At 66.5% G+C, this 24,596-nt stretch carries 25 protein-coding genes and 1 pseudogene; 18 read left to right on the plus strand and 8 right to left on the minus strand.

Going from position 1 to position 24,596, the window contains the following annotated elements:
- Nucleotides 1–342: 342 nt before the first annotated feature.
- The gene (locus IEW22_RS17900; RefSeq protein WP_188588478.1) at nucleotides 343–1,197 is read right to left on the minus strand and encodes a sigma-70 family RNA polymerase sigma factor; all 855 of its coding nucleotides are present in this window, start codon (nucleotides 1,195–1,197) and stop codon (nucleotides 343–345) included.
- Between the two features lie 251 nt (nucleotides 1,198–1,448).
- Here IEW22_RS17900 and IEW22_RS17905 point away from each other — a divergent pair, with 251 nt between their 5' ends.
- The gene (locus tag IEW22_RS17905; protein WP_188588480.1) at nucleotides 1,449–1,985 is read left to right on the plus strand and encodes a flavin reductase family protein; all 537 of its coding nucleotides are present in this window, start codon (nucleotides 1,449–1,451) and stop codon (nucleotides 1,983–1,985) included.
- Between the two features lie 46 nt (nucleotides 1,986–2,031).
- Here the strand turns inward: IEW22_RS17905 and IEW22_RS17910 are convergent, their stop codons facing one another.
- Nucleotides 2,032–2,529, minus strand: a complete 498-nt coding sequence (locus IEW22_RS17910) for an O-acetyl-ADP-ribose deacetylase (protein ID WP_188588482.1) — start codon at nucleotides 2,527–2,529, stop codon at nucleotides 2,032–2,034.
- Between the two features lie 173 nt (nucleotides 2,530–2,702).
- Here IEW22_RS17910 and IEW22_RS17915 point away from each other — a divergent pair, with 173 nt between their 5' ends.
- Nucleotides 2,703–3,728 carry an LLM class flavin-dependent oxidoreductase gene (locus tag IEW22_RS17915; protein WP_188588484.1) on the plus strand — a complete coding sequence of 342 codons (1,026 nt, stop codon included), beginning with the start codon at nucleotides 2,703–2,705 and terminating at the stop codon, nucleotides 3,726–3,728.
- A 45-nt stretch (nucleotides 3,729–3,773) separates the two neighbouring features.
- A complete protein-coding gene (locus IEW22_RS17920; protein ID WP_188588486.1) occupies nucleotides 3,774–6,176 on the plus strand; it encodes a Tex family protein in 2,403 nt (800 codons plus the stop codon).
- 66 nt (nucleotides 6,177–6,242) lie between these two features.
- Here the strand turns inward: IEW22_RS17920 and IEW22_RS17925 are convergent, their stop codons facing one another.
- Nucleotides 6,243–7,067: an SDR family oxidoreductase gene (locus tag IEW22_RS17925; protein WP_188588487.1), complete on the minus strand. Its 825-nt coding sequence runs from the start codon at nucleotides 7,065–7,067 to the stop codon at nucleotides 6,243–6,245.
- 198 nt (nucleotides 7,068–7,265) lie between these two features.
- On the opposite strand from IEW22_RS17925, the gene IEW22_RS17930 reads away from it, so the two are divergent.
- Nucleotides 7,266–8,444, plus strand: coding sequence for an endonuclease/exonuclease/phosphatase family protein (locus IEW22_RS17930; protein ID WP_229742873.1), 1,179 nt, complete (start codon nucleotides 7,266–7,268; stop codon nucleotides 8,442–8,444).
- Between the two features lie 9 nt (nucleotides 8,445–8,453).
- On the opposite strand, the gene IEW22_RS17935 is transcribed toward IEW22_RS17930, so the two are convergent.
- The gene (locus IEW22_RS17935) at nucleotides 8,454–9,029 is read right to left on the minus strand and encodes a helix-turn-helix domain-containing protein (RefSeq protein WP_188588491.1); all 576 of its coding nucleotides are present in this window, start codon (nucleotides 9,027–9,029) and stop codon (nucleotides 8,454–8,456) included.
- A gap of 78 nt (nucleotides 9,030–9,107) precedes the next feature.
- On the opposite strand from IEW22_RS17935, the gene IEW22_RS17940 reads away from it, so the two are divergent.
- From IEW22_RS17940 to IEW22_RS17950, 3 genes are all read left to right on the plus strand, one after another.
- Nucleotides 9,108–9,770, plus strand: a complete 663-nt coding sequence (locus IEW22_RS17940; protein ID WP_188588493.1) for a class I SAM-dependent methyltransferase — start codon at nucleotides 9,108–9,110, stop codon at nucleotides 9,768–9,770.
- 75 nt (nucleotides 9,771–9,845) lie between these two features.
- Nucleotides 9,846–10,538 carry a pyridoxamine 5'-phosphate oxidase family protein gene (locus tag IEW22_RS17945; protein ID WP_188588495.1) on the plus strand — a complete coding sequence of 231 codons (693 nt, stop codon included), beginning with the start codon at nucleotides 9,846–9,848 and terminating at the stop codon, nucleotides 10,536–10,538.
- A 79-nt stretch (nucleotides 10,539–10,617) separates the two neighbouring features.
- Nucleotides 10,618–11,319, plus strand: coding sequence for a M24 family metallopeptidase (locus IEW22_RS17950; RefSeq protein WP_188588497.1), 702 nt, complete (start codon nucleotides 10,618–10,620; stop codon nucleotides 11,317–11,319).
- Between the two features lie 44 nt (nucleotides 11,320–11,363).
- On the opposite strand, the gene IEW22_RS17955 is transcribed toward IEW22_RS17950, so the two are convergent.
- Together IEW22_RS17955 and IEW22_RS17960 are read right to left on the minus strand one after the other, a co-directional pair.
- Nucleotides 11,364–11,771, minus strand: a complete 408-nt coding sequence (locus IEW22_RS17955; RefSeq protein WP_188588498.1) for a PIN domain-containing protein — start codon at nucleotides 11,769–11,771, stop codon at nucleotides 11,364–11,366.
- 24 nt (nucleotides 11,772–11,795) lie between these two features.
- Complete coding sequence (locus IEW22_RS17960; protein ID WP_188588500.1) at nucleotides 11,796–12,941, minus strand: baeRF11 domain-containing protein; 1,146 nt, start codon at nucleotides 12,939–12,941, stop codon at nucleotides 11,796–11,798.
- A gap of 189 nt (nucleotides 12,942–13,130) precedes the next feature.
- Between IEW22_RS17960 and IEW22_RS17965 the strand changes: the two genes are divergently transcribed.
- A complete protein-coding gene (locus tag IEW22_RS17965; protein ID WP_188588502.1) occupies nucleotides 13,131–13,715 on the plus strand; it encodes a mismatch-specific DNA-glycosylase in 585 nt (194 codons plus the stop codon).
- Here the strand turns inward: IEW22_RS17965 and ppk2 are convergent, their stop codons facing one another.
- On the minus strand, nucleotides 13,716–14,570 hold the full coding sequence (gene ppk2, locus IEW22_RS17970; protein ID WP_188588504.1) for a polyphosphate kinase 2: 855 nt from the start codon (nucleotides 14,568–14,570) through the stop codon (nucleotides 13,716–13,718).
- 152 nt (nucleotides 14,571–14,722) lie between these two features.
- Between ppk2 and IEW22_RS17975 the strand changes: the two genes are divergently transcribed.
- The 10 genes from IEW22_RS17975 to IEW22_RS18020 all read left to right on the plus strand — a co-directional run bounded on the left by IEW22_RS17975 (nucleotide 14,723) and on the right by IEW22_RS18020 (nucleotide 24,299).
- On the plus strand, nucleotides 14,723–15,340 hold the full coding sequence (locus tag IEW22_RS17975) for a dimethylamine monooxygenase subunit DmmA family protein (RefSeq protein WP_188588506.1): 618 nt from the start codon (nucleotides 14,723–14,725) through the stop codon (nucleotides 15,338–15,340).
- A gap of 16 nt (nucleotides 15,341–15,356) precedes the next feature.
- Nucleotides 15,357–16,298, plus strand: a complete 942-nt coding sequence (locus IEW22_RS17980; RefSeq protein WP_188588508.1) for a PDR/VanB family oxidoreductase — start codon at nucleotides 15,357–15,359, stop codon at nucleotides 16,296–16,298.
- Nucleotides 16,295–17,374, plus strand: a complete 1,080-nt coding sequence (locus tag IEW22_RS17985; protein ID WP_188588510.1) for a heme-dependent oxidative N-demethylase family protein — start codon at nucleotides 16,295–16,297, stop codon at nucleotides 17,372–17,374. Before IEW22_RS17980 ends, IEW22_RS17985 begins: the two co-directional genes overlap by 4 nt.
- A 190-nt stretch (nucleotides 17,375–17,564) precedes the next feature.
- A complete protein-coding gene (gene secA2, locus IEW22_RS17990; protein ID WP_188588512.1) occupies nucleotides 17,565–20,006 on the plus strand; it encodes an accessory Sec system translocase SecA2 in 2,442 nt (813 codons plus the stop codon).
- 8 nt (nucleotides 20,007–20,014) lie between these two features.
- The gene (locus IEW22_RS17995) at nucleotides 20,015–20,734 is read left to right on the plus strand and encodes a CDP-alcohol phosphatidyltransferase family protein (protein WP_188588514.1); all 720 of its coding nucleotides are present in this window, start codon (nucleotides 20,015–20,017) and stop codon (nucleotides 20,732–20,734) included.
- Between the two features lie 90 nt (nucleotides 20,735–20,824).
- Nucleotides 20,825–21,226, plus strand: a complete 402-nt coding sequence (gene gcvH, locus IEW22_RS18000; RefSeq protein ID WP_188588516.1) for a glycine cleavage system protein GcvH — start codon at nucleotides 20,825–20,827, stop codon at nucleotides 21,224–21,226.
- Nucleotides 21,227–21,494: 268 nt separating this feature from the next.
- Nucleotides 21,495–21,944 carry a glycogen accumulation regulator GarA gene (gene garA, locus IEW22_RS18005; protein ID WP_308421419.1) on the plus strand — a complete coding sequence of 150 codons (450 nt, stop codon included), beginning with the start codon at nucleotides 21,495–21,497 and terminating at the stop codon, nucleotides 21,942–21,944.
- A 44-nt stretch (nucleotides 21,945–21,988) separates the two neighbouring features.
- Entirely contained in the window at nucleotides 21,989–22,675 is a 687-nt protein-coding gene (gene ftsR, locus IEW22_RS18010; protein ID WP_188588520.1) for a transcriptional regulator FtsR, read from the plus strand.
- 153 nt (nucleotides 22,676–22,828) lie between these two features.
- On the plus strand, nucleotides 22,829–23,332 hold the full coding sequence (locus tag IEW22_RS18015; protein WP_188588522.1) for a bifunctional nuclease family protein: 504 nt from the start codon (nucleotides 22,829–22,831) through the stop codon (nucleotides 23,330–23,332).
- 316 nt (nucleotides 23,333–23,648) lie between these two features.
- Nucleotides 23,649–24,299 (plus strand): MerR family transcriptional regulator, encoded by a 651-nt coding sequence (locus tag IEW22_RS18020; RefSeq protein ID WP_373284244.1) that lies wholly within the window; start codon nucleotides 23,649–23,651, stop codon nucleotides 24,297–24,299.
- Nucleotides 24,300–24,311: 12 nt separating this feature from the next.
- Here IEW22_RS18020 and IEW22_RS20615 read toward each other — a convergent pair.
- Nucleotides 24,312–24,428: pseudogene (locus tag IEW22_RS20615) on the minus strand (IS481 family transposase); the annotation flags it as partial.
- Nucleotides 24,429–24,596: the final 168 nt, after the last annotated feature.

A 24,596-nucleotide genomic window follows, 5' to 3' on the forward strand; every position in this document is an offset into this window, starting at 1 on the left:
CGTCGATCCTGGGCCACCAGAAACGAGCTCCGGGCCGCCATCGTGCACTGGATCGAACGGACCTACCACCGCCGCAGACGACAGGACCGCCTCGGCAGATTGACCACGTCGTCGGCGGTTGTCCCGTGATGTGCGAGGTCGCGGGGGCCTCCGAGGTCGCGGCAGGTCATGGTCTTCATCAGAACTCCTGTGATCGGCTGGTTGCTTGTCGTGCCCGGGTTGCTTGTCTTCCGGGATTGCTTTCCGTGCCCGGGTGTCGACGCATAGTTGTCGACACCCTCACGACGTATGGGACGCGTCGGATGTGACCGCGTGTCGCCGCGTGTCACCGGTTGGGACACGTCACAGGTGGGGTAGCGCCCCGTCGCGGCGGGTCACCGTGGCCAGCATCTGCGGCTCGGCGCGAAAAGTGATCCGCGAGATCGTGGTGTCGGTGATGTCGAAATCGAAGGCGACCATCGCGGCCCCCCGCTGATACCACGCGGACCCGGGCCGGTCGCCGACGAACACCGCCAGCGCGGCCTTGGCTGCGCTGTTGAAGAACTCGGCGATCGCACGCCTGCCCTGGATATGAGTCGGAGTGCCCATCGAGATCGCGTCGGCGTCGGCGTCGACCACCGCCTCGGGGGCGAGGAGATCGAGGAGCCGCTCGAAGTCGCCGTCGCGGGCGGCGGACATGAACGCATCGACGATCTCCCAGTCGGCGAGTGCGTCGTCGGCGCCGGGCTGGCGCACCCTGGCCCGCGCCCGCGAGGCGAGTTTGCGCGCGGCGGTCGGCGTGACATCCAGTGCTGCCGCGATCGTCGCGAACTCGAAACCGAACGAATCGTGCATCACGAACGCGACGCGCTCGGCGGGCGAGAGGCGATCGAGAACAGCCGACAGTGCTGTTCCGACCGTTTCGGCGAGCGCGGTCTGATCTGCCGGGTCGACATCGCCGGCCGACGCTGCGTCGGTCTGCTCGGCCGGCTCGGGGACGCGAGCGCGGAGCCGGTCCACACACAGTCGAGTCACCACCGTGGTCAGCCATGCGGCGACGTTGTCGATGGGCGCACGCTCGCCGGATCGGGTGTTCGCGTCCAGCCGCAGCCACGCCTGCTGAATGATGTCCTCGGCCTCGGACGAGTCGCCGAGTATTCGCGATGCCACGCTCACGAGCCGATCTCGTTCGCCCTCGAATGCTGCCGTGGTGTCCATGTCGCTCCTGTCGGGGTCCCTCCTGCCGGGCTGCACCGTGTGTACGGAGAACGCCGTCGCGTGTCGGTGGCGACCACATTCTCGACGAACGGTGGCGGGCAGATGTGACATGAGCTCATCCAAGATCGACCTGTCCGGGATGGGCTCGTCCAGGATCGACCTCTCCCGGATCGGCGTACCTGAAGCATGTGACCTGTGAGATAGTTCGCAGGAATAGACCTTTACCTTTGTTGAGGTCTTAACCTCGAGTCATGCGTTATGCCTCGTCCGCTCTGGCCCGTAGTGCCGATTTCCGCACTGCCTTCCGGCATCATCCCGCCGGGGTGGCGATCGTCGCCGCGGCAACGCCCGAGGGGCATGCCGGCCTCACCGTGTCGAGTCTGGCTTCGGTGGCGGTGGACCCGTGTGTGGTGTCGTTCTCGGTCACCAGTTCACGTGGGAGTGCGGGCGCGGTGCTGGCGGCGCCGGTACTCGGCGTCAGTCTGCTCGACTCCGATCAGGTCGACACCGCACTGGCCTTCGCGCAGCCGGGGGCACCTCGTTTCACGCCGGAGCAGGACTGGGTGGAGTTCGACGACGGCGCGCCCTATCTGCGCCTCGCACACGCCGCGCTGCGATGCGCGATGCTCGAGAGCGTGCAGGCGGGATCGTCGACGTTGGTGCTCGCGGAGGTGTTCGAGGTCCGGCTGGGTCAATCCTCGGAGCCGATGGTCTATCACGACCGGGACTTCCATCAGGTCGTCGACTCGGTGCTGATGTCGCGTCAGGGCCCGCCCACCACAGTGTGATCAGGTCCCAGTGTGAACAGGCGCCCGTGTGATCAGCCGGGTGTAATCAGCCAATCCGGGCAGCGACCATCTGCTCGATCCGCGGATCGAGGACGACGATGCGGGCCTGGCTCACGTGCGACGGTGTTGATCCCACCGTGTCGACGGCGACGGCGATCGCGTCGTCGAGTGGCCAGCCATACACTCCGGCGCTGACCAGCGGAAAGGCGATGGTCTGCACCCCGAGATCGTCGGCGACCTCCAGTGAGCGGCGATAGCATGACTCCAGCAGCGCGCGATCGCGTTGTCCGGCAGCATAATTCGGTCCAACGGTGTGAATCACCCAGCGGGCGGGCATGTTTCCGGCGGTCGTCGCACCGGCATCGCCGGTGGCGAGACCGTCGGGGAACTTGTCGATGGCATCACGCAGGATCGCCGGTCCGCCGGCGCGGTGGATGGCGCCGTCGACACCTCCACCGCCACGCATCTCGGTGTTGGCGGCGTTGACGACGGCATCGACGTCTTGCGTGGTGATGTCAGCGGTGACGACGGTGAGTTCTGCCATCTGTCCAGTGTGCGCGTGTGCCGATTGACTACCGCTGTCGTGCCGTCACCCCGACCACTCGCCGATACGCTGCACTGGGCGCCACCGTCACGCACGTCGTCGTCACGCACGCCACCGTCACGCACGCCGCCGTCACGCACGTCACCGTTCCGCACGTTCACCGAGGAGTTCTGATGCCACCGGCCGGTCGACCACTGAACAAGCTCGGGTTCCTCACCATTGGGCGATTCGACGAGAACGACCCGCGCGCGGGTCATCTCGAGACCTTGCGCATGATCAGGCTGGCCGAGGATCTGGGATTCGACAGTGTGTGGCTGCGTTGCCGTCACTTGCAGCACGGGATCTCGTCGCCCGTGGCGGTGATGGCCGCCGCCGCCATGCAGACCTCTCGGATCGAACTGGGCACCGCGGTCATACCGCTCGGCTGGGAGAACCCGCTGCGGCTGGCCGAGGATCTCGCGACCGTCGACGTGCTGTCGGGCGGTCGGATCAATCCGGGTGTGTCGGTGGGAACGCCGATGCGCTACGACGATGTCAAGACTGCGCTCTACCCCGAGACCTACGACATCGAGAACTTCTCGAAGGATCGCGTGGTGCGATTGCTGGAGGCCCTGCGAGGAACGCCGGTGAGTTCTTTCGAGGGCACAGTTGGTATTGATACGGTCTCGCGGGCGGTGCAGCCGCATGCGCCGGGTCTGGCCGGGCGCGTCTGGTACGGCGGTGGCCTGGCGTCGGCGGTCTGGGCAGGCGAGCAGGGGCTCAACTACCTCACGTCGTCGGTGGTGTTCACCGAGGGCGGTCCGGCCCGCGACTTCGCGACGATCCAGGCCGAGCACATCGACGCGTACCGCTCCCATCACCCCGACCCCGAACGCGCACGCGTCTCCCAGGGACTCGTTGTCATCCCCACCGACACCGCGACGCCCGAGCAGGTGCGAAAGTACAAGGCGTACGCCGAATCCCGGTATGCGCGCACTCTCAGTCCGCAGGGACCGCGGGGGATGGTCTTCGCCCCCGATCTCGTGGGCACGTCCGAGGAGATCGCTGCCGCGTTGTATGCCCACGCCGGCTTCGAGCGCACCGATGAGGTGGCCTTCGCGCTGCCGTTCTCCTTCGACGAACCCGACTACATCCAGATCGTCACCGATATGGCGACCAGGCTTGGGCCGGCGTTGGGGTGGGCACCGTCGGCACCGTGATCGGGCTGCGCGGCACTGTCAGTCCGATTCGGTAGGGTGCAGCGCGTGACTCGACGCGTACCCGTGAAGCCCGTGACCGCCCGTCTCGCCGCCGAACTGAATGTGGGAGAACAGCAGGTCATCGCTGCGGTGAAGCTCCTTGACGAGGGATCGACGGTCCCGTTCATCGCGCGCTACCGCAAGGAGGCCACCGGCAGCCTCGACGACGCGCAGCTGCGTCTCCTCGACGAACGGTTGAGGTATCTGCGTGAACTCGACGAGCGCCGCGAAGCCGTGCTCGACTCGATCGAGGAGCAGGGAAAGCTCACCGATGCGCTCGCCGCTGATCTCGCGGCTGCCGACACCAAATCGCGTGTCGAGGACATCTACCTGCCCTACAAGCCCAAGCGACGCACCAAGGCGCAGATCGCGCGCGAGGCCGGGCTCGAGCCATTGCTGGACCGACTGCTCGAGGATCCGTCGCTGACGCCGAAGGACATCGCCGCAGGTTTTGTCGGCGAGCAGGTATCCGATGCCGACGCCGCACTCGAGGGTGCGCGCGCGATCCTCACCGAGCGTGCGTCCGAACACGCCGAACTCGTGGGGGCCGTGCGCGCGAAGTTCTGGCAGCAGGGGTCGGTTCGCACTGCTCCACGCAGTGAGGAAGCCGCGAAAAGTACTGAGGCGCAGAAGTTCCGGGACTATTTCGAGTTCTCCGAGCCGTTGGAGAAGATGCCCTCGCATCGTGTGCTCGCGGTGTTGCGCGGCGAGAAAGAGAATCAGCTCGGAGTCACCTTCGACGGGGGCTCCGACGACGAATACGTCGCGATGGTGTGTGATGCGCTCGGTATCGATCCAACGAACCCCGGCGAGGCAACCACGTGGCTGGTGGCCGGTTCGCGGTGGGCGTGGCGCACCAAACTGGCTGTGACGGCGACCATCGATGCGCGCACGCAGCTGCGTAAGCGTGCCGAAGACGAGGCTGTCGAGGTCTTCGCACGCAACGTGAAGGATCTGCTGCTGGCAGCGCCTGCGGGTACCCGCGCGACTCTCGGACTCGACCCCGGTCTGCGCACGGGTGTGAAGGTGGCGGTGGTCGACGCGACCGGCAAGGTCGTCGACACCGGCGTCATCTATCCCCACGCGCCCAAACGGGCGTGGGCGGAGTCGAAGGCCGCGCTCGCTGCCCTCGTCGCGCGGCATTCGGTGGAGCTGATCGCCATTGGCAACGGCACGGCGTCGCGTGAAACCGATTCCCTGGCAGCCGAACTCATCACCGAGATCCGCGCCGCCGGACACGACGCACCGACCAAGGTGGTGGTGAGCGAAGCCGGTGCCTCGGTGTACTCGGCGTCGGAATATGCCTCACGGGAGCTTCCCGGAATGGACGTCTCGCTGCGCGGTGCGGTGTCGATCGCCAGGCGTCTGCAGGACCCGCTGGCCGAGCTGGTGAAAATCGACCCCAAGTCGATCGGGGTGGGGCAGTACCAGCACGACATCACGCCGTCGACCCTCGGACGCAGCCTCGACGCGGTGGTCGAGGATGCCGTCAACGGTGTGGGTGTGGACCTCAATACGGCGTCGGTGCCGCTGCTGGCCCGGGTGTCGGGTATCACCGCGCCTCTGGCCGAGGCGATCGTCGCACATCGGGAGAAGGCCGGCGCCTTCGTCAACAGGAAAAAGCTCCTGGACGTTCCGCGACTGGGGCCCAAGGCATTCGAACAGAGTGCGGGGTTCCTGCGGATCCGGGGGGGTGACGATCCGCTCGACGCCTCCGGTGTGCACCCGGAGTCCTATCCGGTGGTTCGCCGCATCCTCGACACATCCGGAACGGCACTGGCTGAGCTGATCGGTAACAGTGCTGCGCTGCGCTCGATACGTCCCGCCGATGTTGCCGACGACCGTTTCGGCATCCCGACGGTCACCGACATCCTCGCCGAACTCGAGAAGCCCGGCCGCGACCCCCGACCCGGATTCACCACCGCAACGTTTGCGGCAGGTGTCGAGAAGGTCACCGACCTGCGGCCGGGGATGATCCTGGAGGGTGTGGTGACCAACGTCGCCGCATTCGGTGCCTTCGTAGACGTGGGTGTCCACCAAGACGGGCTCGTGCACGTCTCGGCCATGTCTGACCGCTTCGTCTCCGATCCACACGACGTGGTCCATTCGGGACAGGTGGTCAAGGTGAAGGTTCTCGACGTCGATGTGGATCGTCAACGGATCTCGTTGACGCTGCGTCTCGATGACGAGGTCGGTGCGGGTCAGCGCAGTGGCGGTGGGTCGGCTCGGAGCCAGAAGGGTGCGCCGCAGAAGGCAACCCAGAACTCCCGCGACGGCCGGGACGGGGGTGGCCGCGGCGACCGTTCCGGACGCAATGACCGTTCCGGACGTGCGCGTGGGGGTAATCGGGCCCCGGCGCCGTCGGGGTCGATGGCACAAGCGCTGCGCGACGCCGGCTTCGGCCGCTGATCGGCCCGACCCCGACCCCGATCGTGGCGTTGCGATCCGCCGGACGCGGGTGGCCGGTGTGGTGGCTCAGCCCTGAGCTTTGACCGACACGGGCTGCCACGTCTCCCATGTCGCGAGTCGCTGCTCGTAGTCGGCGGTCGCCGTCGACAGCGGGGTGGCGCCGAAGAACACCCGAAGCGGCGGCTCGTCGGCGTCGACAACCTCCAGCAGCGCCGCAGCCGACGCGTGGGGGTCACCCGGTGAGGAGACACGCGTCCGCCGTGCCTCCTCGGCGGCGCGGTGGGCGTCTGCGTATTCGGGCATCGCCGCCGCGTGACGGGCTGACGAGCCCGCCCAGTCGGTGGAGAAGCCGCCCGGTTCGACCAGTGTCACGTGGATGCCAAGTGGGTTCACCTCTGCGGCCAGCGCCTGGGAGAAACCTTCCAACGCCCACTTCGACGCGTTGTATATCCCGATGTTGGCAAACGCGCTGATGCCTCCGATCGACGACACCTGCACGATGTGTCCGCTGCCCTGGGAACGCAGGAACGGCAGGGCGGCCTGCGTCACCCACAGCGCGCCGAAGACGTTCGTCTCGATCTGGTCGCGGGCTTGCGCTTCGCTGAGCTCCTCGATGAAACCGAATTGCCCGTAGCCGGCGTTGTTGACCACCACATCGAGGCGGCCGAAGTAGGCGTACGCCCTGCCGACAGCGGCGAAATCGGCGGCGCGGTCGGTCACGTCGAGCTCGATCGGCAGAATCGCCTCGCCGAAGCGCTCCACGAGGTCGTTGAGCGACGAGACGTCGCGCGCTGTTGCGGCGACCCGGTCGCCGCGTTCGAGTGCCGCGGTCGCCCATTCGCGGCCGAAGCCGCGTGAGGTTCCGGTGATGAACCATGTCTTCTCGCTCACAGGGAGCTCCCTTCGCGTCGCGAACGCGACGCCTGCATCGTGGGGGTACCGGTCTGTATCCACGCTAGTGTCGATTCTCGGCGGCGGCGGCAAGCGGCCGATACCGGGCCAACTCGATCCGGGGCCAACTCATCGAAGGGGTGGGGCGTGGGCATCTTCATCGACCGAGCGGTGCACATACCGCGCTCACTTCCGCCGATGACACACGTCGGTGACGAGACGCCGTCGTCGCTGCCGGAAGGAGGGGTCGCCGAATACACACCGAGTGCGGCCGACAGGATGGGAACGGCGATGCGCACCGTCGTCGGTCCGGCGCTCGTCGGCGCGCTCGTCGGCGGGAGTATCTGTCGCACAACCTCTTTCGGTAGAGGGTCGTCACGGGCCACGTGGTTCTCGGTACTGGGTGGGGCTGCGCTGGGTGCCGCGCTGGGCGGCGTGGGAAGCCACAGGTCGAGGTTTCGACGCCGCAGTCCTGACGACTGCTCGGGCATCGCGGCTCACGACTCGGACTCCGACGGTGGTCTGAGGCTGCGAGTGCTCGAGTACAACGTCCACGGGGGGATGGGCGGACCAGGGAAGTTTTTCTCGACGCGGTCGAAACTCGACCGTCTCGCCGGGGTGATCGCCGCGCAGCAGCCCGACATCGTGTTGCTGCAGGAACTCGACAGATTCGCCGCGCGCTCGAACCTTGTCGACACGGTGTCCGCGTTGGCACGCCGGCTTCACCCGACCGGTGCGGTGATGACGCCCGGCATCGACAAGGTGACCGGACGTCAGGAGGGTACCGGCGTGCTGGTGTTCGGCGATCTGATGCTGGTCGACGCGCGTGGTCTGCGCATCGACGACGCCTTCGGCGAGAGTGTTCGGCGCCGTTACGCCGCCACCGTGTCGGCGTGGGCTCGCGTGGCCGCACCGATCCTGCACCTGCGGTGGCGGCCCTACCCGGACGCGGTGGAATACCAACCGCGCGTGGTCACCGATGCACTGGTCCGCACTCGATCGGGACTCGTGATCCGCGCGCTGTCAGGACATTTCAGTCCTCCGCACGACGGTGTGGATGAGCCGAAACGTCAGGTGGCCGCAGTGGCGGACCTGCTGGCCGACTGGCCGGGCCCGACCATTCTCGGCGCCGACTTCAACATCCGTGACGGATCGGTGGAGTTCGAGGTCGAACATGCAGCCTTTGCGTCGGCGGGTCTTCACGAGGCGACCGCCGGGGCACCGCCCAACAGTGACCGGATCTACGTCTCGGCGCACTTCCGGGCCAGCGACCCCCGCAAGCTCGATACCCCACCGGGTGAGGTGCCGGCGAGCGACCACTCCCCGGTCGTTGTCGATCTCGTTGTGACACAGGGACAATCACAGCACCCTCGGTGAACGTCGTGCCTACCCGTTCGGTGGGTCCTCCTGCGCTCGTACGGTGTGCATCCGCGCGCCGTCGGCGCTGAAAATCGACAGGATGTCGGCGGGCGTGTCGCCCTCTGCGGTGAGTGCATGTGGTGTGTGCGTGTCGAATTCGGCGGCCTCACCCGCGGATACCACCACCTCGCGGTGTCCGAGGCGAAGGCGCACCGCGCCGTCGAGCACGTAGAACCACTCGTAGCCGTCGTGGCGTCGCGGTGAGGGCAGGCCGTGACCGGGATGAAGCCGCATCCGCAGGGTCTCCACCGGCGCACCCGGCGGGGTGAGTGCGGTGACTTCGCGCGTGTCATCGCAGCGCACGATGCGCGGCCGGATACGTGGATCGGTGGTGTGGGCGACGATCAGATCGTCGAGCGTGATCCCGAGTTCTCTCGTCAACGGGAGCAGCAGTTCGAGGCTCGCCTGCCGCTTGCCTGACTCCAATCTGGAGAGAGTGCTCACCGACATGCCAGCACGAGTGGCGAGGTCCTCGAGTGTCCACTCGCGGGCCTGTCGCGCCGCACGCAGCCGGGTACCGACTTCGGTCAGCTGTGCATCCATACGTCCAGACTGCCGCACACTTTGCCGATTCGGCAATCATAGTTGCTGATATGGCTGTCTCGACGGCACCCTGGAGGCATGACAGAAATGAACACCAGCATCCCGGCCGCGCAGATGTGGGATGAACGTTACGGTGACGCGCACATCTGGTCGGGACGTCCGAATACGGCGCTGGTCGACGAGGTCTCCGACCTCACGCCCGGTCGCGCACTCGACCTCGGTTCCGGTGAGGGTGGTGATGCCATCTGGCTCGCCGAGCAGGGCTGGCAGGTCACCGCGGTCGACATCTCCCGGGTCGCCGCCGACCGTGCGGCACTCGCCTCCCGCGAGCGGGGAGTGCAGGGTCGGATCATCTGGGTGGTCGCCGATCTGGAGAGCTGGCTTGCCCAGCGCCCCAACGGCGGTGACCCCGTTCGTACGGATTCGGGTGAGAGCTTCGATCTGGTGACCGCGAGCTTCCTTCATTCGCCCGCGCCGTTCGCGCGGGAGAAGGTGCTGTCGCTGGCCGCGGATCGGGTGGCGCCGGGCGGGCGCATGGTGGTGGTCGCACATGCCGCGGCTCCGTCCTGGTCGGCTCATCACGATATGGACTTCCCGACACCGGAGGGCGACGCCGCGGCCATCTCCGCCGGAGGCGGATGGGAAGTGGAGGTGGCGCAGGTGCGGACACGCCCGGCCACGGGTCCCGATGGTCAGTCGGCGCTCCTGGAGGACTCGGTGGTGCGGGCTCGGCGCATCTGACATCTCTGAGACGGGTGACCGGTCAATCGGGGGTCCGCGCTGCGCTGGATTAAATGACCGTTCAGAATGGTCGGCATGAGTACAGCCCACAGCGAAGAAGAACTCCTCGAGGTGACGCCGAAGACCGAGGTCAACCGCGTCCCCGAATATCAGAGTCATAAGGTTTCCGACCTCTACGACGTGCTCGACTCGGCGCTCGTCGCACATATCGCCTATGTGCGTGACGGCGTTCCGATCGTGATACCCATGGGCTTTGCTCGCATCGACAATGCGCTGGTCATCCACGGATCCAGTGGTGCGGGGATGTCGCTTCTCGCACGCGAGGGTGTGACGGTGACAGCGACCGTCACCGTGCTCGACGGGCTCGTCTACGAGGAATCGCTGTTCGCCTCGTCGCTGAACTACCGCAGCGCGATGATCTTCGGTTCGGCGACTCTGGTCGAGGGTGAGGCCAAGCTCGAGGCGTTGCGGGTCATCTCGGAACGACTGATGCCCGGCCGCTGGGACGAGACTCCCGAACCGACGAAGAAAGAGATGGCCGCGACCTCGGTACTGAGCATCCCGCTCGACGAGGTGAGCGTGAAGCTGCGCGGTGGTGGGCCGGACTGTGATCCAATCGAAGGCCTGTGGACAGGTCATGTGCCGATCTCGATGACGCTCGGTGAGGCCCGTACGGCACCGGGCGTGCAGGCGCCGGTGTCGGACTCCGTGCGCCAGGCACATGAACTGTTCGAACGACAGATGTGCGCACCCGACGATCGCGAGTAGGGGTCGGCAGGCGAGTAGGGCAGGTCGGCGGGACTGGGCAGGACTGAACAGACTCGAGTGGTCGGTGGAGGGGATGTCGATGGCAGGTCAACAGGTTCCGGATGCGGCAGAGCGAGCCGAGCAGTTGCGAGTCGCAGAACAGGGCGCGGCCCGTCTCTTCGAGGCGATCGCCGCGCACGATCTGCTGAGCCCTGGCCGGCGGGAGTCCGAGATCAGCACGGCGATCAAGGAACTCGCCGCCCAGGAGCTCGGTGTCCGCAGCTACTGGCACAAGCGGGTGATCCGGGTGGGCCCCAACACCCTGCATCCCTATGACGACAATCCGCCAGACCGTGTGCTCGGCGACGACGACATCGCCTTCGTCGACCTGGGACCGATCTTCGCCGAGTGGGAAGCCGACTTCGGTCGTACCTTCGTGCTCGGCGACGATCCGGTGAAACAGCGGTTGCGGGATGATGTCGAGCGCGCGTGGGCGGCGGGCAAGGAATATTTCGACGACAACCCCGCCTGTACCGGCGCCGACCTCTACGCCTTCGCGGTCGCGCAGGCGCGTGAGATGGGATGGGAGTTCGGTGGAGAGATCGCCGGACATCTCATCGGCGAGTTCCCGCATGTGCGCATCGACGACGACGAGATCGGCTCGTATGTGGTGCCGCAGAACACCGAACCGATGCGCAGCATCGATCCGCTGGGACGGCCCCGTCACTGGATCCAGGAAGTCCACTTCGTGGACAGGCAGCGTCAGATCGGCGGCTTCTTCGAACAGCTGCTGACGATCTGACAGCTGCTGGCGGCCGAACAGCTGCTGGCAAGAGCGTTGAGAGATCAGCCGTTGCGGACGAGTCCTGGACCGATGACATGTGCGCCGAGTTCGGTGACACGCCTGCGTAATTCGCGGTCAGCGGTCACCACGACCCGCCGACGATCGGGGTGTGCGGCGACGATGTCGACGATCGCGTCGTCGCCGCTGCCGGAGGCCGCGATCACCGCCACCGCCGATGTTGCGGGCACACCCCGTGCCTGCCCCTCGACCACCAGGACTGTCTGGACCTCATCGTCGGTGGGTGCGCCGGCGGCGGTCATCACAGCTGCGGTGTCCAGGGACGCGAGATGGTCGCGCAGTCGGGTGGTCGCCCCGACCCGATCGCGCCACCAGCCGTCGGGGACCGAACCCACCACGTTGGCCGAGTCGACGATCAACATCGCTCGCCTCGGTTCGGTGGGGTCGGTCATCTCGACGGCCGGCGTGCGGCGAACTCAGTTGGTGGCGGTGTCGGCGGACAGCGAGAAGCGCAAAGACGCCACCGCGGTTCCATTCCAGATGTCGGCACTGATCTCGTCGGCGCGCACTGCGATGACGCGGCCGCCGCGATCGAGTACGACGGTGGCGATGCGCGAGATCAGGTCGTACCCGTCATCGGTATAGGCGATCTCACCTGTCGTGTCATCGAGCGTCCCGAGGATGTCGATGTTGAAGTCGTACACCAGTGTGTCGACAGCACCGGCCACCGCGCCCCTGGCCACATCGGCGAGATCGACGGCCACCAGCCCTCGACCCACATCGTCGCCGATCCGTTCGACCAGAGCGTTGTTGTGGCGCGCGTTGACCTCGTCGAGTGAGTCCCGTATCGCCGTGTCGATCTGGTCGGCCCGTAGCTCATCAGGTGCACCCGGTACCGCGATCACCTCGCGCTTGTCCTCGAGTCCGCGGAACATGTCGGCCAGCGGGTCAGTGGCAAAGAGGTACAGCGGGTATTCGGCGGCCGAGTCGAGTTTGCCCAGTTCACTGTCCACGGCCTCATGAACACGCTTGGCATATGCCTCGAGCAGAACCTTCTTGCCCTCGTCGCCGACGAGGCGCTGGGTGTGCTGACGGCCACGGATCGTCGCGCGGTTGGTCGCCGAGGCGGCGTCACCGGGATGATCGCCGTCGAGCTCGAGCTCATGTGCGCGTGTGGTCGGCGTCGCCTCCCACAGATTCCACCCGTTGGACGACAGCGTCAGTGCGAACGCGGTCTGGCCGGTGCTCACCGCACGGACGAGCTGGCCGATGTCGAAATAGCTGCCCGACTGCGACTGGTTCTCCAACGCGTTGGGCAGCACGAAGACCTCCGTGCCACTCTCGTCGATGAAGATCGCCACCGACCGCGACAATCGCGTCCACACCGGGTCGTCGGCGACCGTCGCCCAGTGATCGCGCAGTGTCTGCTCGTCGCCATGGGTCATGTCGTGTGTCTCGCGAAGTCGCTTCAACTCGGTGTCGAAGGCGCTCTTGGCGTTCAAGAAACTGGTCTCGCGCTGATCTGGTGCCGGAGAGGTTTCGGCGTAGATCGTGATCGCATGGGTGTGGGGTTTGCCGAGCCTCTCGAGGTCTTCGACGGTGGGTAGTTCATAACGCGCCATATGCACTCCTGGCGTCCGATGGCAGGCCATTTTCACCTTAGCCCGAGACGACAGGCGCGGGCGGTGAACCCTGCCTGCGCGGATACGGGCGAAGGCGCCAACCTTCGCGCGACGATGTCTGGCCGGCGGTACATCGATGTCGGGCCGCCGGCACATCGGAGTACCGGCGATGAATTAGGCTCCGCGACCATGGGACTCACGCAGGCGCAACTGCGACAGTATGCGGGCCGGCGGGTGGACGACCTCATCGGTCCCGACTGTCGCCTGCTGTTCGTGGGAATCAACCCGTCGCTGTGGACCGCCGCGGTCGGCGCACATTTCGCCCGGCCCGGAAATCGCTTCTATCCCGCACTGCTGCGCGCCGGGATCATCGACCGACCGATCGACGCCTCGGCGGGGATGTCCCGCAGCGATGAGCAGATGCTCCGCCACGCCGGCGTGGGCATCACCAACCTGGTGGCACGTGCCACCGCACGCGCGGACGAGCTCACCGACGACGAATTACGTTCGGGCGCAGCGGAGTTGATCCACAAGGTGGAAAGGATCGCGCCGGTGGTGGTGGCCTTCGCCGGGATCACCGCCTACCGTCAGGCATTCGCCGAGCGCGGGGCCAGATCGGGACGGCAGGACCGACGGATCGGCGACTCCGTGGTGTGGGTGGTTCCCAATCCAAGCGGACTCAACGCCCACGAGACGGTGGACTCGTTGGCCAGGTGTTACCGCAGCGCGGCTGAGGATGCCGGAATCAGTCTGTCGGACAAGCCGGTCGACTGATCACTCGTTCGGATCGGGGCGCTCCTCGGCGTCGCCGAGGAGTGCGGCCACGTGATCGGGCACGTACTTCGACAACTCACGCGACGGACGGTGATAGTTCCCCGATGTGACCGGATGTTTGGGTAGCCGGACCTTGGGGTGTTCGACGTCGTGGTAGTCGATCGTGGAGAGCAGGTGCGACATCATGTTCAGCCGCGCATTCTTCTTCAGGTCGGACTCGACCACGAACCACGGACTCAGCGGAGTGTCGGTGTGAACCATCATCTCGTCCTTGGCTCGCGAGTAGTCCTCCCAGCGGTAGATCGACTCGAGGTCCATCGGGGAGAGTTTCCACTGACGAACCGGATCATTGAGGCGTGCCCGGAAGCGACGTAGTTGTTCCTCGTCGGACACCGAGAACCAGTACTTGCGCAAGATGATGCCGTCTTCGATGAGCATCTGTTCGAAGATCGGGGTCTGGCGCAGGAACAACGAATGCTCCTGGGGTGTGCAGAAGCCCATCACCTTTTCCACTCCGGCACGGTTGTACCAGGACCGGTCGAACATCACGATCTCGCCGGGCGCGGGAAGATGGGCGATGTAGCGCTGGTAGTACCACTGGCCTCGCTCGCGCTCGGTGGGGACGGGCAGGGCCGCCACCCGGGCCACCCGTGGGCTCAGGTATTCGGTGATGCGTTTGATGGTGCCGCCTTTGCCCGCAGCATCGCGGCCCTCGAAGATCACCACGATCCGCGCGCCCTCCTCCCGCGTCCACTCCTGGAGTTTCACGAATTCCGTTTGCAGCCGGAACAATTCGGCCTCGTAGATCTTGGTGGGGATCTTGACCGGTTTGACGGGAGCCTTCCGCTTGCTCATGACGAGATCGTAGCCAGGCGAGCGGGCTGCCGAGGGCGTAAGCGCCGAGCGCCTCGGCAAGATGAGTGTCTGATTGGCCACTGAGTGTCTGATTGGCCACGTCGGCCCGCCAGCTGTTGGCGTGCGCCCGGTGTCTTCGTACCGTTGAAGGTATGACGACCGACGAGGTCACGACACCCGGTGAGCAGCGCGGACGCTTCCCGGCCGTGGTCCGTGAGGCTCCCGGGGTGGACCCGGTCTCGACCAGCGTGCCGCGCTGGGATGCGACGGATCTCGAGGCACTCGCGATCGACCCCGATGTTCGACACTGGCTGGTCGCGACGAGTGCGGACATGCGCACCCAGGTCGAGCGGTTCGCGCATCGACTTCCCGCGGCCACCGTGGTCGACATCGACGACGGACTCGCTGATGCGCTGCGCACCGCTCGCGCCGGCTGGCGGATCGTTCTGGTGGGCCCGCAGCGGTCTGTGGCGAGGGCACGCAGCAGCTCGCTGGCTGCCGGAGCGCTCGACTGCGAGGTCCTCTCGGTCAGTACCGACGGAGTGAGTGGTTTCGATGCCGCCACAGTCGACGTGTTCTGTGCCCATTGCCATCACGTCAGCAGCGGCGACGTCGGCATCGGCGGCACGATCACATGTGGTGGATGTGACCGTGAACTCGCTGTGGCCCAACATTTCTCGCAGCGACATCATGCCTACCTCGGCTCGCTGGCCGATGGTGGTTCACGCCACGGCGGCCCCGGCACGACCGCGGCAGCCGGGGAAGAGTGAGAGGGGAGAGGCGATCATGGTCGAGGAACTGGCCCTGGTGGTCACACGCATCCGGGATCTCGGCGGCGACATCCGCGCGATCACGCTGGCCGATCCGGAGGGCGAAGCGCTGCCCTCGTTCACCGCGGGCAGTCACCTGGGTGTCGCGTGGGCCCCGGGGCAGCGCAATTCGTATTCGCTGACGAGTTCGGGCGTGATGCCACACGAGTACTCGATCGCCGTGCGGCGCAACGACTCCGGTCGTGGAGGATCGTCGTGGATGCATTCGCTGGGCCACGGTGCCTGCGTCTACGCGACCAGCCCGGTCAGCGCCTTCGCACCCGTCGCCACGGCAACCCATCACGTCCTCGTCGCCGGTGGGATCGGAGTCACGCCGGTGTTGTCTCATGTTCGTGAGGCGTTGACCTGGGGTCGCTCATTCGAGGTGATCTATCGGTTCCGACCAGGCGCAGGTGCCTACGCCGACGAGCTGTCGCAGCTGTGCGGGGAGAGGCTGGCCATGCCCTCGGATCGCAGCGCGTTCGACGAGCTGATCGACGACGTACTGACCGACCGGCCTCTCGGTACACACCTCTACATGTGCGGGCCGGCGCAGATGATCGCCGACGTGGCCGAGCGGGCTCGTCGTCGCGGATGGCCGGCCGCGCGGCTGCACGCCGAGGCTTTCGCCGCGGCCGGGGATGCCGGCGGGACGCCGTTCCGGGTCGATCTCGCCATGTCCGGGAGCCAGGTGGAGGTGGACTCCGATGTCGCGTTGCTCGACGCACTCATCGCCGCCGGCCTCGATGTGCCACATCTGTGCCGTCAAGGTGTGTGCGGACAGTGCGCGACCCCGGTGGCCGCCGGTGACATCGACCACCGGGACAGTTACCTCACCGCCGACGAACGCAACGGCGGTCGCGTGATCATGCCGTGTGTGTCGCGGGCCGCCGGCGAGCGCATCACACTGGACCTGTGACCACCAGCCGAACCACCACCCGGCCCGGATACCAACCAGCGGGTGCGGCGCCGGCCCGCAGCGTCGACGTCACCCGGTTCCCGTGGCCGCTGTCCGCCCAGCACTACCGCTACAGCACCAACGTCGAGCCGGCCGGAGTCCCGGTGACCACCGCGGCCGGCGGCTGGGGCGCTGAGAGGCTGGTGATCGACGAGCACTACCGCGACGATCTCGATCTGCGCGCGCAGATCCTGGCCGCCGACCCGTCGAGGTCGACATGTCTGCCGCATATGCTCCCCGCGGCGTGGGATGCGTTGCTGTGGGTTCTGGCCGAACTCGCTCGTACCGATCCCGGCCACATGCGGTTGCAGCGTGTGGACGCTTCCGCGGACCGGCCGGTGCACCGGTGGCGCAACGACGTGCTGGGTACCGACGTGACGTTCGGATACGGACGTCAGGAGGATCTGGGCACCGATCCGCTCACCTTCCTCGGCACGCAGATCCAAGAGGACATCGTGCTGCTCGACCAGCGCGAGGACCACCTGTGGGTGGACGCCGGATGCGTCACTTTCGCCGCCGACTGGTCGCTCGGGTTCGACACCGGGATGGGATTTCTCGACGTACACGGCCCGGTTCCGCGTGTCCATGCCGAAGGGGTGATCCCACGCGCGGAGACGTTCATGATGCGACTGATCCCCGGTGCGGACTACCGGCGGACCAACTTCTCACTCACCGCCGATGCGCGCCTGGATACCTCGGCAGAGACCTATCCGCAGTGGGGATCGGCCAAACGCGACGTGGTCGCCGCATGGCATGCGAACGGTGATCTCGATCAGGTCGGTCAGCGGCTGTATCTGCGCGTGGAGGTACAGCACCTGGTGCGGCTGCCGATGAGCGGTGCGGTGATGTTCTTGATCCGCACCCATCTGATGTCGCTTCGCGATCTCGCCGGCGTTGCACAGTGGCGGCGACAGTTCCGCGCGGTGCTGGCCGACCTGCCCGCCGACATGGCCGACTACAAGGGTCTCACCGCCATCCGGCCCGCGGTGCTGGCCTGGCTGGACGGCCCCGGCGCCGCCCTCGCCGCGGACGACTGAGTACGTCCGGCCGCGCGTCGCCGGGGAGGCCGGCGGTGGTCTGAGAGACAGGCGTGTTCGCCCGCGTACGGTAGAGGGCGATTCGTCGGTGTTGCATGGGGCACGACGACGTCCACCGCGGCCGACGGCTCGTTCGGCGCGGGTCGATTCGACCGCCGGCAAGGCGCTGAGTGAGGAGTGTGCGGCGCAAGTGGGAAAGCTCACGAACAGCATGTGGAAACTGCTCGGAGCGCAGTCGACGCGCAACCAGAGCAAGTCGGTGGCGCTGATCGACGCGGCCGGCGCACATGACGACTGGGCGCAGGGGATCGACGACGCAGACGTCGCTGCGACCGCACGTGCTCTCGATCTCGACGCCGCCAAGGGCGACGACGCCGCGAAATTCCTCGCTCTAGTGCGCGAGGCCGCACAGCGGTCGCTGTCGATGCGGCCGTTCGATGTGCAGCTGCAGGGTGCGCTACGCCTGCTGGCCGGTGACGTGGTCGAGATGGCCACCGGTGAGGGCAAGACGCTCGCCGGTGCGATCGCCGCGATCGGCTACGTCCTGCAGGGCCGGCAGGTGCACGTGATCTCGGTCAACGACTACCTCGCGACCCGCGACGCCACCGCGATGAAACCACTCTTCGATCTGTTCGAACTGACCAGCTCGTCGGTCGCGGAGTCCTCGACTCGCGACGAGCGTCAGGCCGCGTACCGCGCCGACATCACCTACGCGTCGGTCAACGAGGTCGGCTTCGACGTGCTGCGCGACCAGCTGGTGGTGCACGAGGACGAACTGGTGTCACCCAAGCCCGACGTGGCGATCATCGACGAGGCCGACTCGGTGCTCGTCGACGAGGCACTGGTGCCGCTGATCCTTGCCGGCGCCAAACAGGACGAGGTGCCCGACCGCGCGATCCACGAGGTGGTGTCGCGACTGAAGAAGAACCACTACGACATCGACACCGACGGCCGCAACGTCTTCCTGACCGACGAAGGCGCCACGTTCGTGGAGGCCGAACTCGGCGGCATCAACCTCTACGACGAGGATCATGTGGGAACCACACTGGTCAGCGTCAACATCGCGTTGCACGCCCACATCCTGCTCGAGCGCGATGTGCACTACATCGTCCGCGACGGCGGTGTGCACCTGATCAACTCCTCGCGCGGTCGGGTCGCCCAGCTGCAGCGCTGGCCCGACGGCCTGCAGGCCGCTGTGGAGCTCAAAGAGGGCCTCGCGCAGACGGATTCGGGTGAGGTCATCGACACGATCACCGTCCAGGCGCTCATCGGACGCTACCCGCGCGTGTGTGGGATGACCGGCACCGCGATCGCCGCCGGTGAACAGTTCCGGCAGTTCTACGACCTCGCCGTCTCCCAGATCCCGCCGAACCGTCCCAACATCCGCATCGACGAGACCGACCGCGTCTACGACACGAAGGTCAACAAGGCCGATGCCGTGGTCGCCTACGTCAAGGAGGTGCACGAGACCGGACAGCCGGTGCTCATCGGCACCCACGACGTCGCCCAGTCCGAGGAGCTGGCCTGGATGCTCGACAAGGCCGGAGTGAAGTCGGTGGTCCTCAACGCGAAGAACGATGCCGAGGAGGCTCGCATCATCGCCGAGGCCGGGGCGCTGGGCGCGGTGACGGTGTCCACGCAGATGGCCGGTCGCGGCACCGACATCAAGCTCGGCGGGTCGGTGGGCGAGAAGGACGGCAAGAGCACCGGTGCCCGCGACCAGGTGGTCGAACTCGGCGGTCTGTGCGTGGTCGGAACGGGTCGATACGACACCGAACGCCTCGACAGTCAGTTGCGCGGACGTGCCGGACGCCAGGGCGATCCCGGACGGTCCATCTTCTTCTCCAGCCTCGAGGACCCAGTGGTGACCCGCAACCTCGCATTCAAGAAGGACCCGGTCTCACCCAATGAGGACGGATTCATGGGCGCCAAGGGTGTCGACCTCATCGAGCAGGCCCAGCGCATCGCCGAGGGCATCATGCTCGAGATCCACGCGAACACCTGGCGGTACTCGAAGCTGGTCAACCAACAGCGTGAACTCGTGGTGAAACGTCGCAGCGAACTGCTGAGCACCGACACCGCGATCGACGAACTGAAAGCACTCGAACCCGAGCGTTACGAGCGGTTGGCCTCCGGCGCGTCGGCAGATGAGGCGGCCGCCGACACCGCCGACGCGTCGGCAACAGGGGATTCGGCAGATGGGGATTCGTCGACCGTGGATACCCAGGCCGAGGTCACGGTCGGTGCGGCCCCGAGAGAGCCGATCGCTCCCGAGGTCCTGGCCCAGTCGGCGCGCGAGATCATGCTGTGGCATCTGGACCGCGCGTGGGCCGATCACCTCGCGTTCGTCTCCGACGTCCAGTCGTCGATCCACCTGCGTGCCATCGGCCGGGAGAGCCCGATCGACGAGTTCCACAAGCTGATCCTCGACGCCTTCGCGTCTCTTCCCGACCGGGCGGTCGAGAGTGCGCGGACCACGTTCCGGGAGATCGACTTCACCGACGAGGGTGCCGATCTGGACTCCGCGGACCTGCGGCGGTCGACCACCACCTGGACGTATATGGTCCACGACAACCCGTTCGCCTCGGGCGGTGCCAAGACGCTGCAGGGCATCATCGGGATCTTCCGCTGACACCGCGGATGAACCCCGAGGATCGTGTCCGCGGGGAGGCCGCGGGAGCCGCGCACGACAATGCGACTGACGCCACCGCAGGGGACACCACAGCGTCTCCGACCAGCCCATCCGACCAGAACGTGGCAACCGATCGGATCCTGACGATCCCGAACCTGCTCAGTCTGCTCAGACTGGTCGGGGTCGGGCTGTTCCTCTGGCTGCTGCTCGACGTGGATTCACCCGGATGGGCGCTGGCGGTGTTGATGCTGTCGGGATTCAGCGACTGGGCCGACGGCAAACTCGCCCGGCTGCTCGGCCAGAGCTCCCGGCTCGGGGCACTGCTGGATCCTGCAGTCGACCGGCTTTATATGGTCGCGATCCCGGTGGGTATGGCAGTGGCCGGGACGGTGCCCTGGTGGCCGGTGATCACACTGCTCGCCCGGGAGGTCGCGTTGTTCGCCACCGGCCCGCTGCTGGCGTCGCGGGGGATCACCGCGCTGCCGACGCTCTACATCGGCAAGGCCGCGACCTTCGCCCTCATGTGCGCCTTCCCGTTGATCTTGGCCGGATCGTATTCGGGCGTCGTCGCGTCGGTGTTGCACGCCGGCGGGTGGGCATTCCTGCTGTGGGGGCTCGGGCTCTACCTGTGGTCGCTGGTGCTGTACTGGGCCCAGACGATCCTGGTGATGCGCGCGATGCCCCGGGCCTCGGCCCGGGATGCAGACGCCACGCCCGACACCCAGTAAAGTCTGTCGCGTTCGGATGCCGAACCGACCGATATGCGGCCGGTGCTGAGCCGGTCACCCCGAATCCGATGAGTGGAAGGCGACGCCTGCGTGAGCGAGTACGAGGTCCCCGACGATCTGCGTTACACCAGCGAACACGAATGGGTGAAGAAGATCGGCCCGCGCGAGGTCCGAATCGGCATCACCGACTACGCACAGAGCGCCCTCGACGATGTGGTGTTCGCACAGCTGCCGGCGGCCGAGGACGAGGTGGCCGAAGGTGTGTCGTTCGCCGAACTGGAGTCGACCAAGAGCGTGTCGGACATCTTCGGACCGATCAACGGTTCGGTCTCGGCCGTGAACACCGAGCTCGAGGCACATCCCGAGCTGGTGAACTCCGACCCCTACGGTGCGGGCTGGCTGGTGGAGATCACGGTGTCCGACGACACCGAACTCGACACGGTCCTCGCCGATCTGCTCGACGCGCAGGGATACCGGTCACTCACCGAGTGACCGAGAAGGCGAGCGGTGACACCGATCGCGCCGACTTCGTGGGCGTGACCATGACATGTGGGCACCGGGTCTAGGATCGGCACTGAAGAGTTGAGCGCCGGCGGACTCGACATCGGCCGGTGGGATGAGACATGCATATCCCCCAGCCGGCCGAGGACGTCGCCGGACGCTCTGTGAAGGCCCGGTGCTCGTGGCTCTCGTGGCCACGGCGACGGGCGGGCGGTCGAACCGGCTACGCGCCGGAGAAGACAAACGAGAAGGAGAATTGGTGAGCGACAACGAAAAGGACGTCGAGGCCCCGGTCGAGACGACCTCGGTCTTCCGTGCCGACTTCATCAAGGAGCTCGAGGCAGGGGGATCGGGTTCGGAGACCGCAGACCCCGGTGTCGAACGGTTGTCCGAAGGCACGGGTCTGCTCGTGGTCAAGCGTGGCCCCAATGCGGGTTCTCGCTTCCTGCTCGACCGCCCCACGACCACCGCCGGGCGCCACCCCGACAGCGACATCTTCCTCGACGATGTGACCGTCAGCCGTCGGCACGCCGAGTTCCGTCAGGTCGACAACGGTTTCCAGGTGGTCGACGTGGGCAGCCTCAACGGCACCTACGTCAACCGCGAGCCGGTGGACTCGGCCACTCTCAGCAACGGCGATGAGGTCCAGATCGGCAAGTTCCGACTGGTCTTCCTCAGCGCGTCCCCGTCGGGCGAGTCGAACTCGTAACCGCGGTGACGTCCCCCTCTGCGCACGCCGACAGCGAAGGGTCGATGTCCATCGGCGCTGTACTGGAGCAGTTGCGAGGCGAATTCCCGGACGTGACGATCTCGAAGATCCGCTTCCTGGAATCCGAGGGTCTGGTGACGCCGCAGCGTTCCCCGTCGGGATACCGGCGGTTCAGCCGGACCGACTGCGAGCGTCTGCGGTTCGTCCTCACCGCCCAGCGCGACCGCTACCTTCCCTTGAAGGTCATCAAGGAGCAGCTCGACGCCATGGATCGCGGCGAGACGCTCGGCGGATCCGGGGGGACCCGCCTGCTCAGTTCGGCACGCTCGTGGGTGGTGCCGGCCACCGACTTCGCGCAGGGCGGCGGGCGTATCTCACGCGAGACGCTCATCGAGCGCACCGGGGTCGATGCCGGCTTCGTCACCGAACTCCAGCGCAACGGGTTGCTCGCCGCAGGTCCCGGCGGGTTCTTCGACGATGATGCGGTACGGCTCGTCGAGGCCGCCGCCGCACTGGCCGACTACGGACTCGAGACGCGGCACTTGCGCGCATTCAAGGTGTCGGCCGACCGTGAGGCCGGATTGGTGGCCCAGATCGCCAAGCCCATCGCCAAGGGCAAGGGCACGGGCTCGCGTGATCGCGCCGAGGAACTCATCCGCGAGATCGCCGCGTTGTCGGCGACGTTGCACACCCAGCTGATCAAGGCGGCGGTGCGCGACCTCCTCGACTGAGTGGCGATCGACCACATTCGTATCCGCCGTGATGTCGGCGGGACATGGGCGGTCGGACACCGTCGTGGGCGCGATGATCGGTGTAGCGTCGCAGACATGCCTTTCGTGGTGTAGCGATGGGACCCTCGACACCAGGCGGGAGTTGATAGATCGATGAGTGAGATGCGAGTGGTCGGGATCCGCGTTGAGCCGCCCCAGAGTCAGCCTGTTCTCCTCCTTCGGGAAGCCGACGGCGATCGCTATCTACCGATCTGGATCGGCCAGAGTGAAGCCGCGTCGATTGCGTTGCAGCAGAAGGGGATCGAGCCCCCTCGCCCGCTCACTCACGACTTGATGCTCAACCTCATCACCGCCTTCGGCCAGGAACTGGTGGAGGTGCGCATCGTCGACATGCAGGAGGGCACGTTCTACGCGGAGATGGTGTTCGCCGGCGATCTGCGGATCTCGGCGCGCCCGTCTGATTCCATCGCCGTCGCGCTGCGGGCCGATGTCCCGATCATCGCCGAGGAGAGTGTCCTCGCCGATGCCGGTCTGATGATGCCCGACGAAGAGGAATCGGCCGATCCCGACGACAACAAGGAAGACGAAGTCGAGAAGTTCAAGGAGTTCCTCGACACCGTCTCACCCGACGATTTCAAGGCCTCCGGCGGCGCGTGAGCCCACCGGTGCGGTCAGCGCGACGCTCGCTCGCCGATCACGCGCCGGACTCGGAAAGATAACGACTGACCCTAACTCTCAACTTTAGGTCGAGGGTGTGGGCGAGTCGCATTGATTTGACCCGGTGTGACCCCTACCGTCAGGTGCGTTGACCACGGATGATGGTGTTGCCGCCCGGCAGCGCAGATATCCGTGGACCAGGCACGTGTGGATGGGTCGGGGCGAGTAGTCTCGGGGCAGTGTTCGAGTGGGGTCGACAACTCGTGCCAGGCCGCGAGAGGCGCGGAACGACCCCAGGGGATGCGAGGAGTACGCAGTGGGCGATCAGCCGCGAGACGGTGACCGGTCGACCGAGAGCCAGGGGATGAGCCCTGAGGTCCCGGCCGTCGACACACCACCGGCAACGGCCACGCAGGGGGCGCTCGACGACATCGCTCCCGGTCTGTTCCCCAACGACACCGTCCCCGACGAACTGGTCGGTTATCGCGGACCCAACGCCTGTCAGATCGCCGGTATCACCTACCGGCAGCTCGACTACTGGGCACGTACCTCGCTGGTGGTGCCGTCCATCCGCGGTGCGGCCGGCTCGGGCAGTCAGCGGCTGTACTCGTTCAAGGACATCCTCGTCCTCAAGATCGTCAAACGCCTGCTCGACACCGGGATCTCCCTGCAGAACATCCGCGTCGCCGTGGATCACCTGCGTAAGCGCGGTGTCGAGGATCTCGCTCGCATCACTCTGTTCTCCGACGGGACCACGGTGTACGAGTGCACCTCCGCCGAAGAGGTCGTGGACCTGCTGCAGGGCGGACAGGGTGTGTTCGGTATCGCCGTGAGCGGTGCGATGCGCGAACTCACCGGCACCATCGCCGACTTCCCGGGTGAACGCGCCGACGGCGCCGTCACCGAGTCGGCACCCGAGGATGAACTCGCCGCTCGCCGCAAGAACCGGGCGCGCCGCACCGGATAACGTGCGATCTCTAGGGATATTCGTCGGTCGGGTGAGTGGTTGCCAGCCGCCAGTGATGGAGTCGGCTCGGTGGTGATTGTGGAAGTGCATCCACGCGGGTAGGGCGTTGTTGCGTTGTTCGGTTGACTGCTAGGAGTGGCTTAGGCCCATCTGTCGCTCAGAGTGCAGTGCACCGTTGGATCTCGCTGTTGGCTGGGGCTGGTGCACGAGTAGGTGACATCTGATCTGGCTTGCCCTGCCGGGCGGCCTGGAAGGATGCCAGCTGTGCCCAAGCCCTATCCCCAGGAGTTCCGCGAC

Origin of the sequence: Gordonia jinhuaensis, assembly GCF_014639795.1 — a bacterium.
In the GTDB taxonomy this organism is placed as follows: domain Bacteria; phylum Actinomycetota; class Actinomycetes; order Mycobacteriales; family Mycobacteriaceae; genus Gordonia_B; species Gordonia_B jinhuaensis.